Source organism: Sphingobacterium suaedae (genome assembly GCF_042684625.1).
GTDB classification, from domain to species: Bacteria; Bacteroidota; Bacteroidia; order Sphingobacteriales; family Sphingobacteriaceae; genus Sphingobacterium; species Sphingobacterium suaedae.
Genome location: NZ_JBHULR010000015.1, coordinates 177800 through 194053 on the forward strand (window position 1 = coordinate 177800; position 16254 = coordinate 194053).

14 protein-coding genes are annotated in these 16254 nt (G+C 44.5%); 11 read left to right on the forward strand and 3 right to left on the reverse strand.

The window, feature by feature from the left end:
• Positions 1-10 precede the first annotated feature (10 nt).
• From ACFSR5_RS16520 to ACFSR5_RS16570, 11 genes are all read left to right on the forward strand, one after another.
• Positions 11-1150, forward strand: coding sequence for a plasmid transfer protein (locus ACFSR5_RS16520; protein WP_380905570.1), 1140 nt, complete (start codon positions 11-13; stop codon positions 1148-1150).
• 14 nt (positions 1151-1164) lie between these two features.
• Positions 1165-1785 carry a conjugative transposon protein TraK gene (traK, locus tag ACFSR5_RS16525; RefSeq protein ID WP_380905571.1) on the forward strand — a complete coding sequence of 207 codons (621 nt, stop codon included), beginning with the start codon at positions 1165-1167 and terminating at the stop codon, positions 1783-1785.
• Positions 1775-2215: a hypothetical protein gene (locus ACFSR5_RS16530; protein ID WP_380905572.1), complete on the forward strand. Its 441-nt coding sequence runs from the start codon at positions 1775-1777 to the stop codon at positions 2213-2215. The genes traK and ACFSR5_RS16530 overlap by 11 nt, the downstream gene beginning before the upstream one ends.
• Positions 2199-3350 carry a conjugative transposon protein TraM gene (gene traM, locus ACFSR5_RS16535; RefSeq protein ID WP_380905573.1) on the forward strand — a complete coding sequence of 384 codons (1152 nt, stop codon included), beginning with the start codon at positions 2199-2201 and terminating at the stop codon, positions 3348-3350. The genes ACFSR5_RS16530 and traM overlap by 17 nt, the downstream gene beginning before the upstream one ends.
• A 12-nt stretch (positions 3351-3362) precedes the next feature.
• On the forward strand, positions 3363-4202 hold the full coding sequence (locus ACFSR5_RS16540) for a DUF4138 domain-containing protein (RefSeq protein ID WP_380905574.1): 840 nt from the start codon (positions 3363-3365) through the stop codon (positions 4200-4202).
• 163 nt (positions 4203-4365) lie between these two features.
• Positions 4366-6342, forward strand: a complete 1977-nt coding sequence (locus ACFSR5_RS16545) for a type IV secretion system DNA-binding domain-containing protein (protein WP_380905575.1) — start codon at positions 4366-4368, stop codon at positions 6340-6342.
• 98 nt (positions 6343-6440) lie between these two features.
• Entirely contained in the window at positions 6441-6953 is a 513-nt protein-coding gene (locus ACFSR5_RS16550; protein ID WP_380905576.1) for a M23 family metallopeptidase, read from the forward strand.
• Between the two features lie 12 nt (positions 6954-6965).
• A complete protein-coding gene (locus tag ACFSR5_RS16555) occupies positions 6966-7118 on the forward strand; it encodes a hypothetical protein (protein ID WP_380905577.1) in 153 nt (50 codons plus the stop codon).
• Positions 7087-8310 carry an ArdC family protein gene (locus tag ACFSR5_RS16560; protein WP_380905578.1) on the forward strand — a complete coding sequence of 408 codons (1224 nt, stop codon included), beginning with the start codon at positions 7087-7089 and terminating at the stop codon, positions 8308-8310. The genes ACFSR5_RS16555 and ACFSR5_RS16560 overlap by 32 nt, the downstream gene beginning before the upstream one ends.
• 23 nt (positions 8311-8333) lie before the next feature.
• On the forward strand, positions 8334-9143 hold the full coding sequence (locus ACFSR5_RS16565) for a DUF4099 domain-containing protein (RefSeq protein WP_380905579.1): 810 nt from the start codon (positions 8334-8336) through the stop codon (positions 9141-9143).
• Positions 9144-9214: 71 nt separating this feature from the next.
• Positions 9215-9766 carry a hypothetical protein gene (locus ACFSR5_RS16570; RefSeq protein ID WP_380905580.1) on the forward strand — a complete coding sequence of 184 codons (552 nt, stop codon included), beginning with the start codon at positions 9215-9217 and terminating at the stop codon, positions 9764-9766.
• Between the two features lie 76 nt (positions 9767-9842).
• On the opposite strand, the gene ACFSR5_RS16575 is transcribed toward ACFSR5_RS16570, so the two are convergent.
• The 3 genes from ACFSR5_RS16575 to ACFSR5_RS16585 all read right to left on the reverse strand — a co-directional run bounded on the left by ACFSR5_RS16575 (position 9843) and on the right by ACFSR5_RS16585 (position 15642).
• On the reverse strand, positions 9843-10517 hold the full coding sequence (locus ACFSR5_RS16575) for a DUF3823 domain-containing protein (protein WP_380905581.1): 675 nt from the start codon (positions 10515-10517) through the stop codon (positions 9843-9845).
• A gap of 68 nt (positions 10518-10585) precedes the next feature.
• Complete coding sequence (locus ACFSR5_RS16580; protein WP_380905582.1) at positions 10586-12400, reverse strand: RagB/SusD family nutrient uptake outer membrane protein; 1815 nt, start codon at positions 12398-12400, stop codon at positions 10586-10588.
• 2 nt (positions 12401-12402) lie between these two features.
• Positions 12403-15642: a SusC/RagA family TonB-linked outer membrane protein gene (locus tag ACFSR5_RS16585; protein ID WP_380905583.1), complete on the reverse strand. Its 3240-nt coding sequence runs from the start codon at positions 15640-15642 to the stop codon at positions 12403-12405.
• Positions 15643-16254 lie beyond the last annotated feature (612 nt).

Here is a 16254-nt window from a genome sequence, read left to right on the forward strand (position 1 = left end):
ACCTAAAGATATGAACACACATAATTTCGCAGTAGTTCTGCCCCGTTTGGTGTTGCAGGCACCAGTAAATGTTCCCGACTCGTTTAAAAGCACTTTCAATTTTTTACAGGGAAATGGTGTATATGAGGATGGTGTCATGCATTTTTTACGCGGTATGAAGAACACGATATGGACACACTTTGACACGTTTACTGCCGATGCACAAGCCCTTTCAGCGATCTTTATGCTGATTTTTTTTGCTATCAAGTCCTACGAAATGATGGCAGGCGACAAAAAAATGGAGATTATGCCTTTGCTGAGACCCTTCGGCCTTGTAATGGTTATTGTCTGGTGGGGACCTTTCACGCGCGTTATTGCCTTTCCGACGGATATAGTCGCTGCCCGAGCTGAAGGCCTGTTTGATCATGGGCAGATAGAGGTCAATAACTTAAGGGTGCAACGGGCCCAGCTAATGCTTGAGGTCGGTAATCAGCTCATGAAAATACAAGCGGAAACGGAAATCGCCGAGAAAGAAGCGGATACATGGTATGGGCAGGCGTGGGACGCCGTCACATCAACGGTAAAAGAAGGATTTTCAAGTGTTTGGAATAATGTTGTCGAAATCCGCAATCGGATGAAGGTGGAGCTACAATTATTGGCAACCTATACACTTGAAACGCTTGCAGTATGGATTCTACGTATCTGCGTGTATACGATTTTTATCATACAGGTGATCTATTCTACAATTCTGGTGATATTGGGTCCGTTTTCTGTTGCTATCAGTATTCTGCCGGCGTTTCGCGACTCCTTTGGAACGTGGATCGCTCGATTTGTCAGCGTTAACCTGTATTCGGGTATCGCCTATCTGGTTATGCACGTAGCAAGTCTATTTCAGCAGTATGCCATGGAGGCTGAGATTACGCGTTATCAGGAACTTCTTAACGGGGCGGGCGACACGCTGGAAAAAATGTCATGGTTTGCGGGGAATGGACTACTGAGTTTTGGCATTGTGATCGTCACATTCATTATCGGAGGGCTTACTATGCTGACCGTGCCGAGTATAAGTACGTGGATTGTCTCTACCAGTGGAATATCCTCCGCTGTTAGTACTATGGCTCGAGGCGCATCTGGGGCCAGCTCCACTGTTCGTAAGGCCATGGCAAAATTCTAAATGAAGACAGACAGATGATTATTAAAAATATTGAAGGTAAGATGAGGCTCGCGGGTCTTATCGCCGGGTTGAGTTTAGCGGTTGCCTTGCTGATGGTAGGCGCAGTTTCTTACTTCGCCTATAGACAGGTTTCCAGTGCCAGACGCTCCATCTACATCCTGGATGCCAATAACATCCCGTTATCGGCCCGTCAGCTGGATGTCCAGGTAAACCGGCCAATTGAATACCGGACCCACGTCAATCTTTTCCATTCGCTGTTCTTTACGCTTACTCCGGATGAGAAATTTATAGAGTACCAGATGAAAAGGGCAATGTATCTGATAGACGAGACAGGTGTACTGCAGTATAACAACCTGCGCGAAAAGGGATATTTCAACTCCATTCTCTCATCTAGCTCAGTGCTTACGATCCAAACGGACTCCATAATTATCGATCCGGTGAAGAAGTATTTTAGATTCTATGGAAAGCAGAGTATCGACCGTCGTAGTTCAAAATTGGTTCGTTCGTTGGTAACCGAGGGATATCTTAGAGATCTAGAGTTAAGGACGGAGAATAATGCACACGGCGTACTGATAACTAGGTGGAAAACATTAGAGAATAAAGATATAAGCCATGTTCAAAAGAATGATATTTAAGTCTCAACCCCGCCAAAACGTGGATGGTGAGCGTCGTTCAGCCGGTAGCGGCTTACAAAATGATGTAAAACTCATTATCCAAACACGTCCAGTAATGATATACAGCGTAATGGTCGTCTGTATCATCCTTTCGGTTGCCTACTTCTTTTCTACCAGGCGAAATGTTGACGATAGCCCATTCGCCGGACTGGGTGAACAAAAACCGCTGCAACATAGTATGGACGGTATTATTTCCAGCGCAGGAAAATTAAGGGAGTTATTGGACATTCAGGACACCTTGAATCGTTTGATGGATAGCAACAACCTAAAAGATCAAGACTCTTTGTTTATCAAAAGGTCATTCGACAGGATACAGGACCTTTCTGACCAGCTATCGAGAGAAAATGTTTCGGCCCAAAAAAATCAAAAATCGTATGAAAGTAGACCTTAAGCAACCACGTTATGTATTACCTCTAATAGTACTTCCTTTCCTGTTTATCTTTTTCTATATATATAAATCGAGCTGGGCAGCGCCGTTACAGGCCGCAACAGATAGCAAAGGGCTGCAGGATCAAGTAGGAGAAGTGTCAGAGGAGGTGAAAAACCGAACTCTGGCAGACAAGCTTGCCGCGTATAAGGATCAGTTCCGCAGAGGGGATGGGTACACAGCTATCGGACAATTGCAAGAGGAAAAGCCCGAAGAGCATAGATTCGATGACCTTTATAACGAACAAGAGAAACGGAAGCTAGACTCAATTGCTCGCGGGCTTACCTTGAGCGGCGGAAACGCTGAAATTTTCCAAAAAAGTTCAACAGATAATGCTGCTATGCAAGATGCGTTAAGTTCGCTAAATCGGCAGCAGCAAGGAGATAAGGAGGAGGATTCTCCAGACCCGATGGATCTTTTTCGTCGCCAAATGGCATTCGCAGACAGTCTGGCTAAAGCCAGTGATCCCGAGCTACGCGCAATGCGCGAACAAAATGAACTCGCCGAGCGGCGAAAGCTCGAAGCCGAAAGCAGACCCGTGCTGACTGTCAGCAAGGCTGAATCATCTACGGCGGTATTTAATACGGTTAGACCGCAAGAAATGGAGACTTTTATCCAGGCAATAGTAGATCAGAATATCCAGGGGTATGTAGATTCGCGTCTGCGTATCCGGTTGCTGGACGACCTTTTAGTTGGAAGGTATCTGGTTCGAAAAGGAACCTATTTGTATGCGACGATCAGCGGATTCTCTGGGCAGCGGGTGCTATTTTCGATACGATCGATCATGTCCTCTGGTAAACTTCTGCCTGTCAATCTGGAGATTTATGACAATGACGGTTTAGCGGGGCTGTATGTGCCTGCCTCGGCCTTTCGAGAATTCACCAAAGACCTCGGGGGAAATGTATCCCAAGGTTTAACCCTACAACAACAAGCTGACAATAATAGCCAGATCGTAATGAGCACGATACAAAAAATGTTTCAATCTACTACCACAGCGGTAACAAAACATATCCGTAGAAATAAGGCTAACCTTAAGTTCGGTACCATAGTAAACCTTATAGACACACGTACACTTCGCAAACAACAAGAAACTTATTAAAAAACTAGAATCATGACCAACTACATTCTCTCTTGCCTGATCTGCCTGATGACACTATTGGCCCAAGGGCAGAGTACTTTGGGAAGGAAATTGAACGATCTTCCCGAAATTCAGATTTTTCAGGGACAGACTGCGCATATTCTCTCTCCAGAAAATATCCAGTATGTGGATATATCTTCTGAGCGGATAGTCGGAGACTTGCCATTAGCTAATATATTACGTCTTAAATTGATGCCGGATACGGTGAGCCGAGCATTACCCTGGGAAGAACTAGGATCGGTGACCATTGCAGGAGATAATTTTCTTGCGCAGTATCGTCTGAGGATCTCTTCCGCACAGCCCACTCGAGCTGTTCCTGTCCTGATTGATATCTTACCCTCTCACATCAGCCCACTGGACATCTCCGGCGTTGCCCTTAGCAGTAGTCAAATGAAGAGTAAGGCTCTAGAGTTAATCTGCATCAGGAGATACCGGCCGGTACGACGTGTTTCAGCGTTCGGGCTGACCGTTCAGGTAAATCATGTTTTCGTCGTCGGTGAGTATATGTTTTTCGACATATCGATTAAAAATGCTACGAAATTACCTTACCAGGCCGACGGAATCAGGTTTTTTATTGAGGATAAGAAAATTGTTAAGGCGACCAACCAACAGTCTACTGAACTGGAAACTTTGTGGCAATTAAGACCTCTTGAGGGCTTCAACAAGTCGCATAGAAATGTCTTTGTCTTGAAAAAGGCGACTTTTCCTGGAAGCAAGGTCCTTAGGATTAACATGACGGAAAAGCAGATCTCTGGAAGGACCATTGACCTGAAAATAAAGTACGGTGATATATTGAAAGCCGATACCTTTTAAGTTTTCTGGGCCAATCATCAGACCGTTTTCCTCGAACGGCTCAATTTTATCGTTAGTAACCATAGGTGTTTTGTTTTTGAGACCGAAATAATGTTCTCCTTGAGCATACGCTAACGTAAAAATGAACTCATCCTCCCAATGGGGTGGGAAAATTAAACTAGTTATGGAAGAATCAAAAGAACAGCTAGACCTTTATCGCTTGTTGCAGCTATGCATATATTTCTCGGTTGTTACTGAGGTGTTCCTATTTCTTTACGCGGAACGATTCCTATTTGCCGCTGACCATTCACGGCTAACGCTGACCACATTAGCGATAAAACTATCAAACGTTCCTTTTTATACCCATCTGTTATACAGTAAACTCTTTACGCTGCTACTTGTCTGCCTCACCAGTATTGGGAGCCGTAGTCAAAAAAATAAAGACCTGGATCCTCGCAAGGGTATTGTCCTGCCGCTGTTTGCAGGATTGATAATTACTTTTTCCGGTACGTTGCTGCAGGGGGGCGAAGGACATGTTGTACTTATAGGGCTGAACGGATTCGATATCGGGTACGTGACGTCGGCTTTTTTAGGGATTATGCTGGTTCATATGGCCATGGACAATATCTCAAAGTTATTGAAATCAAATTTGGGTAAAGACCGGTGGAACGTGGAGGAAGAATCCTTTATGCAACCGCTGACCCCTATTGATACGCCCTACTCGGTAAATATCCCTAGTGTATTCTACTATAATAGGAAGATTCACCATGGGTTCATTACGCTTCAGAACCTGTTTCGTGGTTGTCTGGTGCTGGGGGTTCCGGGGAGTGGGAAGAGTTTTGGTGTTATTATGCCTATTATCAGGCAGATGATAGCCAAATCGTTCACTATGTGCCTATACGATCTAAAATATCCTGATCTGGGAAAGATAGCATACTACCATCACCTTCTTGCTAAACAGAATGGAAAGTGTCAAGAATACGGTTTTCATGTGGTGAACCTAAATTGTCCTGAAAGGAGCAGGAGGGTCAACCCGCTCAAAAGCACGTACGTGACCACACTCGCTGACGCTTCAGAAACGGCCGAAGCTTTGGTTGAAGCATTGAAAAAAGGAGACAAAAGCGGCGGCAGTGATCAATTTTTTACGCAGTCGGCTGTGAATTTCCTCGCTTCGTGCATTTACTTTTTCAGCCGGTACGAGCAGGGCCGGTATTCGAGCTTACCGCATGTACTGGCATTTTTAAACTTGTCCTATGATGAGATTTTTTCTACGCTCTTCAGCAATGCTGAGCTGGCATCATTATTATCGCCGTTTCTTTCCGCATATAAGGCCAAAGCGTTCGATCAGTTGGAAGGGCAGATTGGCACACTTAGGATATTCATAAGCCGTCTAGCTACGAAGGAGACATTTTGGGTTTTCGGTGGAGATGATTTTGAATTGCAGATCAGTAATCCGCGTCACCCATCCGTACTCGTACTAGCAAATGATCCAAGTACACAGAGTACAAATTCGGCATGTCTTTCGGTTGTTCTCAATCGGGTAACAAAGTTGATAAATACAAAGGGGAATCTTCCAGTGGGCCTTATTGTTGATGAGGCCCCCAGTTTATACATCCATCGGGTGGAGGTGCTCGTCGCCCAAGCCAGATCGAATCTTTCTGCGGTGGTTCTGGGCGTGCAGGAGCTTCCCATGCTCCGTCAGCAATATGGGAAAGAAGCTGCTGAAACGATCATTTCAATAATGGGAAATGTACTTTCTGGATCAGTACGCAGTAAGGAGACACTGGAATGGCTAGAGCGTCTCTTTGGTAGGGTGAAACAAGTCGGTGAAAGCCTTAGTGTAGATAGGTCAAAAACGTCTCTGTCCCTGAGTGAAAAGCTTGAGCCATTGGTCCCAGCGGGTAAAATCGCATCGCTCCGGGCTGGCGAAATGGTAGGGATACTCGCCGCAGATGCCGCTGGCCAATTCAATGGTAAATATAATCCTCCGGTCGTAAACTGTAGAATCAGCTTAAACATGCAGGCAATTAAAACGGAAGAGGAAGGCTATCGGGAACTTCCCATTTATTACGACTTTGGAGGAAACAAGGAGAAGATACTTTTCGACAATTTCAATAGGATTAAGTCTGAAGTGCAGCACGTGGTCAAGCGGTTTTTATAGCCTACCATGCGTCCGCTACCCGTATGATCAATTTATATTACGCTGCCCTGTCCAGCTAAATCGGCATTTTCTCAATCACACTTAAATAGTCTTATTTTATGTACATTTCTGCTACTTCAAAGCGGGCGGTAAAATGTCTGCTTGCTTTATTCTGTTTGGTCATCGTCGGTATACAGGCGTTTTCCAATGACCTCTATGCACAGGTCATGCGCTCCTGCAGACCGTTGAAGAAAATCAAAATAACCTCGCCTTTTGGACAGCGTATTCATCCCGTCACCCGAACGATGTCGTTCCATAACGGTATCGACCTAGCGGCGTCAGCAGATACCGTATACAGCGTGATAGGCGGAACTGTCCGCGACATCGGTTGTCATCGGCACCTAGGTCGGTTCATAAGTTTGTGTAATGGAAGTATCGAAATTATATACGGGCACCTTTCACGTGTATTGGTCTGCCCGGGTCAACAGCTCCCAGCTGGTATCTCGATCGGTATTACAGGTAGGACGGGTCGAGTGACGGGAGAACATCTCCACCTTTCTGTACGGTTTGAGGGACAGTACCTGGATCCCTTAAAGTTTATATCTGCGCTTGTCCAAGAATTCGAATATTAACCTTTAGAAGCTATGGAAAACGACTTCAATTCTTTAAATAAAAAACTTAAGCTTTTGGCCGAAGGTGAAGAGATAGGGCTTACTCCAGAAGAAGCTATTATTTACGGTATAGACTACGCAGATGATTGGTCCGATGAGCAGGAGGGCAGCGATTATGGCGGGTAAAGAAAAGAAAACACTTTACGAGACAGTCGCGGCGAGCCTGATTGGTCAACTTGAACAGGGGACTGCTCCTTGGCTTAAACCTTGGAACGAGGGAAAACCAGCCTTCGAGCTGCCGTACAATGCCTTGACTGGCAGGCGTTACAAAGGGATAAACGTTTTTTCGCTTTTGTCGGCAGATAGAGACGATCCTCGCTGGGTTACCTTTAATCAGGCCTCTAACCGGGGCTGGAAAGTTAGACGGGGCGAAAAAGCCACATTGATTCAGTTTGTGAAGGTCAGCGAACGAGTACCTTGGAGAGATGATAGGGGAAACCCAGTGCTTGATGAGAAAGGCAATACTTTGAAGATAGAGATCCCATTAAACAGGCCACTAGTGTCCAATGCATGGGTATTCAATGCCACTCAGCTAGAAGGAGTCGACCCATTGCCTGATGTATACCTTGGGGACCAAAAGTGGGAATCCTTGGAACGTGCAGAAAATTTAATTGCAGCTTCAGGAGCAGAGATCATGTATAGGATTGGCGACCAGGCATACTATGATGCGGGACTTGATAGGATCGTTATGCCGTCGCGAAAACAATTTGATTCTTCAGACAGGTATTATGCGACTCTTATGCATGAACTGGGACATTGGACAGGACATAAAGATCGCCTGGATCGAGGAGTGCTCAATAATTTTGGTTCCTCGGCTTACGCCCGTGAGGAACTGCGAGCTGAGATTGCCTCGATGCTTCTAGGTCATGAACTGAATATTGGACATGATCCCGGTCAGCATGCAGCTTACATTGAGAGTTGGATAAAACTGCTTCGGGATACTCCCTTTGAAATCCATTCCGCAGCCGTTGATGCGGAGAAAATATGTAAATATATTTTGGCGTTTGAACCTACAAGGGAGATAAAGGCTGACGCAGTCCTGGTTACAATGGATTCGAAAATGAAGGTCGAGCCGGAAAGCGGTTCTCTGTTGATTGGGGATCGGATAGATTACAATGGGACAAGCTACAAGATCCTTGGCCATTTGAAAAGAGGGAGGCTGCGCGTTGAAGATCTTACCTCTGGAAACATCCTCGCTCTCTCAAAAGCAGATGGCCTTTACGGTGCCTTATCGAAAGAAAAACTCAGCTCCGCGAGCCGGAGTTCAGAAATATCCAAGAATAATAATCTAGAGGCAGCTCCCAAGCTGCGAAGATGAGAAAAACCTTTTAAACTAAATCTATGGAATACAGATTCAATGAAACGAACCTACCACTTGAGCAGCTTACCGCCCTTGGATTATACGGGGAAAACGGAGTTTACCTCACCCGAGAAAATCTCGATGCACTGCTTGCAGGAAGACGAACCGATTTGATAAGCATGACTAATCTGCATATCGAAGGTATGTTTATTCGACAGATGGATGCAAAGCTATCCCTGAAAGAAAATGCGGATGGACGTACTATACTGAGCATTCATCCAATTTACAGGGAGCCCGTAGCCCATCCATTACTGGACCAAAAGGAAATGGAAGAACTCGTTTCCGGAAAAAAGTTCGTGATACCAAAAGAAGTAGAGGTGTCCAAAAATAAAAGTAGGGATGTTTTAATAGAGTATGATGAGCAGACCAGAGAGTTTGTCAGCTACGATCCAGCTCAGGTTAGTGTTCCTCTGGCGATAAATGGAGAAATGCTATCCAGTAAACAGCAGCTGGATTTTAAACGAGGTGAGATCGTTACACTGGGTGATGGAACGAGATTCCAGCATTCCTCGGTGGACAGCAAGGGGATACGCTCTAATAATATTAGATTGGCTGTGTCCTTTCACAATGCGGATGGTCCTTCTGAGTTCATCTTTCGGAATTTAGGCAATTTGAAGGGAAGTAGTACGCCTCAAAAACAGTCTTTTTCTAAAGGCTACACTGAAGCATTAACCGAAATCATGACCATGGAGCTGCCAAAGAAAGATGATCCGTCCGTGAAGGAATACATACAAAACCAGCAACGACTGGAGAGATTCAATAGGGGGGAAGGGAGGTCGATCGGTCGGTAATGGATATTATTGATCTTAAAAAAGAAGTATGGGAGTATTTTCTCCCGTATTTCAGCTACGATGGAAACACAATGGAGTTCAACTATGCGAGGAGCGGTACTATATCTGAGAAGGAGTTCTGGAAGGACGATGTTCTTGAATGTCCCAGCACCACAGCCATTTGGTTAGCGTCAGATACGGCTCCCGAACTTGCGAGTCACCTTTTTTTAGGATACTCTGCTAGAGATATTTTGTCTTTTGCGCACTTTTGTACCGATTGGTTAATCGGATCACAATCTGTAGCTTTTGCTGCTCTTGGGATGCTGCCATCTCGTATCCAAATAGATTGGTTCCGGCTCAAGTTCCCAAACGCAAAGGTACACGCCTTATTTGGAACGGATATTATTGGAAGGATTGCCGATTGTAAAGTCGCATTATGGTTGCATCAGAGTGATGCCGAATTTAGATTGGTAGATGATTATTTAATGGTCAACGGAAAATTATCTTTTACGATGTTATGTGATCAATTTTCCTTTGATCGGTTTAAAAGAAAATATCGTCTGCATTCTCAGATGCGAACACATAAGCCTACATATCCACTTGGTACTTATGGAGACTATTTTTCGATTCTAGACAAATCTTAAATGATGTGGAGAAATTTGAAAAATTGACTTCTTTTTGTCCGATCAAAGCAGCTGCTGTTAAAACACTGTTAGTATATTACTTTATTTTCTCCACGTGGTTATCGTATATAGCTTCTGTAATTCCACTGATTTTCACACCCACTCTAGCGAAAACACTACTCTGATTTGCTAGTTGTTCACGTACATTTAATCGGATAGAGACAGTTCCTTCATTTTTTTCTGTTACGGTTTCTCTGCCAGTGAAATGTCCGAGGTCAACAAAGTATGTATCGTTGACTAATAAACTGATACCTTCAATGGTCTTTGTCTGGTCGATGTGTGTTAGATCAAAGGTTGCTATAAGTTCTTCTCCTTCAAGTTGATATTCCACTTCGGACAGGGAGAAAAACGGCTTAACTGAAAAATCAACATGCGAATTTCCTTTTACTTGCACAAGCACTGTGTCTGCAGTATGCTGCCAAGGGCCATTTCCTGGCACCGTCACCAGTTTATACTGACCATCAAAAAGCTGCGAGGAAAAGGAACCGTTTTGTGAAATATACACATCAATGGGTGTACGTAAGGCGAAGCCCTCTTGCCACAACTGTAGTTTGACGGAAGCATTCGATCCGCGAACGCCAATCGGCTTTCCGTTGTAGGTTACGAGCCCCGTAAGCGTCGATGAAGGTGTGTCATAATTGTCCTTCCCACATGCTATAACGAATATACTGAAAAGGAATAAAAGAACCGATTTAGAAAAAAGTCTTGCCATGTTATCTTTCTATTTTAAGACATACTATTGTTTAACTACTAATTTACTACGCCTGTGCTGTCCTAGCGCTATTGGTATGGATTTCTTACAAGTTTCGGATTGGCATCAATCCAAGCTTGTTCGATAAAATTGTAATAGTTCTGATACCGAAAATAGCGCGGATACATCGTGTGACTAGCTTTGCGTTTTTCAAACACCCATTTGCCGTGGTATTCCGTTTGCGGAGCGTATATCTTGTAGGGAAAAAGCACGTAATGGGTTGCTGTAGGAGTGTCTTGGCCGCCCCATAGTTCATGCGCGATACGCCACCGCTTCAGGTCCCAATAACGATGGTTTTCAAAGGCAAATTCGACCCTCCTTTCGCGGATGATGTCCTGTAATGTAACCTGTGTCAGTGACTGGATACCTGCCCGTGTCCGGATCTGGTTGATATAGCCAGCTATTTCATGCTGCGGTTTATAGAGCTCAAGGCCAGCTTCTGCCGCAATCATCAGGAACTCAGCGAAACGAAAGCGTACAAACCACATATCACTCCCGCGCCCACGCGTTGATGCATCTCGGTTTTCCTCGACGAACTTACGAATGTTAAAGCCGGTTTTATTGATAAACTGGTCGTTTGAGGTCGTTGGACCGTCCTGACTTGTGATCAGACCATACGGAGATTCTACCGCTCCGGGAGTACCTGATTTAATTTTCCATGCTCCATTTTCAAGGTAACGAACGCCCGCTTGATAAGTTATAGCAGTTCCGCCAAAATCTGCGCCTGAGTAGATTATTGTTCCGTAGAGCCTTGGATCCTTGTTCGCAAAAACGTCCTGCGGGTTTGTATAGTAAATGAAATCGCCGTTTGTATCCCGCAACTTCAACGCACCATTGCGGTTATCTGTATATTCAAAATCTTCAACTAGGTTTAAAATAGGCGTTACAATATTAGCATCAATATCTCCCCTTACAGATGATGCTATAGCATTGTTGGTAAAGGGGTGTGTCTGTCCCGGATATTTGTAATCCCTAGCCCAAATGACTTCTTCGTTTCCCTTACTGCTCACTGCCTCGTAAAAATTCCGTCCTTTATCGGCATTTTTTTCATACAGGCTATAGGGACTTTCCTGTATAATGGTGAGCGCGGTCTTGTAGGCAATCTCATAGAAACGGGAAGCTTCCGATGCTGGTATTCCTACCTCGCCTTGCGCGGTCTTAACGTCCGGTGTTCGCGCATTATATTTGGCGATGGAGGCAGCGTATAACGCTGCTCTAGCTTTTAGCGCCAGGGCGGTCCACTTATTTGCTCGTGCAGAATTGATTCTCTTCTCCGCAGTTAACATTTCGGCCGCTGCCGAACACTCTTCGATGATATATTCGTAGGACGCTTGCTCTGTGGCACGGGCGATCTGTAGATCTCCGGGATTCATACCCGGCTCATAGTTATAAACTTTATCACCCACCAAAGGCACCCCTCCTAGTCCTTTTACCATATTAAAGTATACCCACGCCCGGATAAAGCGTGCCTCGCCCTCGTAATTGCGCTTGGTCTCTTCTCCAAGCGTCGATCCCTTGACTCCTTGTAAGAACTCGTTCAGGTTTCGGATGAATGTGTAATCATAGACCCTCCAGATGGCATCGCCGAAGTTTTGCATATTGTTCGGACCGCCAGAAGAAAAAGCGGCTTCGTCAAGTAGGGCAAAAGAACCGGGATCTGCTAAGTGCTGCCCCCAGTCCATCCTCCCGTAATAATTGGCCAGAACGGCCAAAATCATTTTTTCGTCGGAATATACCGATTCCTCAGGCAGGATAGACTGTGATTCACGATCCAAAAATTTCGAACAGCTGCTTATCAGCATCATCATGCTGAAAATATATATACAAATGAAAAATTTCTTCATGTCTAGAAAGTTATGTTGAATCCCACGTTAATTACCTTATTAGTTGGATATTGAATGCCCGAGTCTGCAGTGAGCTCAGGATCTATCTTCATCTTCCCTAGGTTATCAATGCTGAAGAGGTTTTGCATCATGGAGTAAATGCGGAGGTTCTTAATGCCCCACCGTTGCGTCAGTGATGAAGGAAGGGAATAACCTACTTGTAGATTTCTGAGTTTTAAATACGTGACATTCATTAGCCAAAAATCGCTGTGCCAGTAATTACTGTGGTTTTGATTGCCCCGGATAAGTGTCGGGAACTTGCCAGGAATTAATTCACTGTTTGGATCTGTGATATCGCTCAGCATCCATTGATTTTCCATGTAGTATGCAGCATTGTTACCACCGTCATGGAACGGTAACATTCCCTCCCAGTTTGCTCTGTAGGATGCAAAAGAGGCACCAGTTAAATCCATGGCAATATCAAAACCCTTGTATTGTATCCCCAGATTGAGCGCAAAATTCAAGTACGGTAACCCGCCCTGACGGTAACCTATAGGTCGTTCGTCGAGATGGTTAATGACCTTATCACCGTTTACGTCTTCATACTTGATATCCCCTGGCCGGAGCGTGGTATTGCCTTGACGGTCATTGTCAACCGTGTAGCTTTCGATCTCTTGCCAGCTCTGGAATTGACCTGTGGCATGCAACCCCCAATTCAAAAAAGCATATCGATCAGTGATCGAGTTGCGGTATACATTCCATGCGTTGCCGAAGCGAGGTTTATACTGTTGGCCGTCCAATTGGCGTGCGTAGGTAAAATTTCCACCTACAAAGTAATTGACTTTTCCGGCATTACTTCGCCACATGACACTACCGTCTACGCCTCGGTGAATGTCAGAGTTTAAATTCTCGTAAGGTAAGCTGAATCCCATTTCCCACGGAATTAAGATATCGTTCCGAGATGCTGGCAGCCCTGTACGTTTACGGTTGAAATAGTCTAATGTTCCTGATAGCTTTCCATTGATGAGGGTGAAATCTATTCCCACATCAAACGTATTAGCACGGATCCAAGACAAGGTCGTCACCGGGAGGCCTCGAGGTTGTGCTCCCACTACGTAATTACCGTCAATAGTCGATCCGCCCTGATTGTATGTATAACCCGGTAAGAAACCGAACGCAAAATACCCCCAATCGTCCAGATCATCATCGCCTAAAACACCATACGATGCTCGTAGTTTCAGATCCTGGAAGGTGTTACCGATAAACGAATCTTTCACAAAGTTTTCCTGAGCAATACGCCAGCCCGCAGATACAGATGGAAAGAACCCCCAGCGGCTTCCCGGGGGGAATTTCCATGAACCGTCATAGCGGCCTGCTACCTCCAAAAGATATTTTCCATCGTAGTCATAGTTAAAGCGTCCTGCAAAGCCCGCGCGAGCCTGTGTATTGATCCCCACATCGTCAAAATCGTCCATAGTTTGGAAGTATATTAAAGACAATCTGTTTGATGCCGGCCGATCATGCATCCAGAATCGGGGTTCATCGCGTTGTATCGCCTCAGCGGCTAGCACGGCGTTCAGGTTGTTCTTTCCGAACTTTTTTGAATAGTTTAATGTGGCCTGATAACTGAGTTCTTCCACTTGCCGAATATCCCGCTCGCGCCACGGATTATCCATACTAAAAACGACGGGGTAAGTATCGGTAGCCTCGTCATAGTCATAAAGTTTATAAGTGAACTCTTGATTATCCATCCATTTATTCGCTAAATAATAGCCTACCAAGCCACGGAATTTCAAATCATCTGTCAATTTATACTCCGCATTAAAATTCAATTGCATGACACGCCAGGTTTCCTGATATTCTCCAGAGAGATCATAATTTAACATGCCGAAGTTTGTTTCCGTATTAGCGGCCGTTCGTGCAGGATATAAAGGGTTATCGTTAGCAAAAGGACGGGCTGTCGGAAGATTTCTGTAAATAGCGAATAAGGCTTGCCATGTGTCGTCAGCACCTGGTACTCCGGGCTGGCGCCGCTTTTCAATCCTTCCGTTAAGATTTCCGCCAACTTTTAGTCTACTGGAAATATCAGCATCTAAATTAAGCTGTACATTGGTTCTATTAAAACCGCCATAGTTCCGTATGATTGATTTCTGATCGAGATGGCCGGCGCTAAGGTAGTAGTTAATTTTATCCGAACCGCCGCTCGCGGCTCCTGAAATATACCTTTGCGGGGCGGTCTCTAGAATATAGTCATACCAATCAAAAGGTCGGTATCCCTTTTCGCTGGCTTCCTCCCACTTGGCAAGATCTTCCATTGTGTATTTCGGGTCGGCTACCCCTAAGATAGCATCCGACTGTATATAACTTTTAATATAGGTAGACACACTAGCCGGTCGAGGAAAGCGAAACATACTTTGCCATCCATAATAACTGTTAATACTGAATTGGCTTTGTCCACCTCTTTTACCTTTTTTTGTTGTCACTACCACCACGCCATTAGCGGCCCGAACGCCGTAAATAGCTGCTGAGGCGTCTTTGAGTACCGATATAGACTCGATATCATTAAAGTCCAAGTTATTGAATTGTCCGGCATCTTTTTGCACACCATCGATCACATAAAGGGGGTCGCCCATATTTCGAATGTTGATATTGGTCGCGGCACCGGGACGTCCGTCAGGCATCCTACTATTTACACCAGCAATCTTTCCAACTAGTGCTCCGGAAGTTGTCGCCGAAAGGGATCTGGCTAAATCTTCTGACCGAACAGAGGATATAGCTCCCGTAACGGACTCTTTCTTTTGGGTTCCGTATCCTACGACAACCACCTCTTCGATGCTAGCGTCATCTTTTTGCAATGTCACGTCCATGGTCCCAGCTTGTGTCTGGATCTCCAATGTTTTGTAGCCAACTGAACGGAAAATAATAATAGTATCGGTCAAGGACAAGCTAAAACTAAAGGTACCGTCTTGATCTGTTGTGGTTCCCTCCGCAGGATTTTGCTTTGACTCTACAGTTACGCCTTGTAATGCAATTCCTTGTGCGTCTTTAACAGTTCCTCGTACCGTTTGTTGCTTTGACTGTTGCATCAAGGGGACGGTCGGTGTTACAGCTCCTATCGCCGGAACAGCTCCAGCAAGCAAGCCGGCGACTACGATGCACGGCAATGTTAATAGGCATGTAAACGTTTTTACGATCATAGGTAGGTTAGTTAAGTTTACAATCAACATCAAAGCTAATTGGTTATCGATCCAAAAAATCTTCAAATTATCTCAATTTATTGTGAAATTGTCTCATTTCGAACTTTAAAATTATTTATGGGGCAGATAATTCTTCAGGCCAGTGAAATAGCTGCGCTTTATAGATTTGTTGTTGGCATATAGTGAGATGACGAACTGCATTATCGTTTTAGCTTATTATGCTGTAATCAATGTTTTTTTTTGCCCGCATGTGAACTGTAATTCGTAGATTTCAAATATTTTTAATATAATCCGTTTATAAATTGACAATGCGGATTCAGCAGATATCAAAAGTCAAATGTCCAGGGAGAGACAAACTCGAGAAAGCATTTTTTTGCAATTAATTGAGCTATGCTGAGACGGAGTAACGGTTTCACGAAATCACGTTCGTTTTAGGGCGGATTATAATCTTCACAAATCATAATGAAATGTAAAGATTATGGATGAGAAGCGTTGATCTCCAATTGTCTATGTTCACAAGTACCGATGAGAGGCGTAAATCATTTTGAACCTTACACAAACTAGGTGCTTGTATTTCTGTAAGCAATTTCGGCTTTACGGTATGTTTCAAACGCCATTACTGTCAAAAACTCGTTTGGAAGAGTTTTTGCTGTATTTCGATAATACGAAAACAGATTC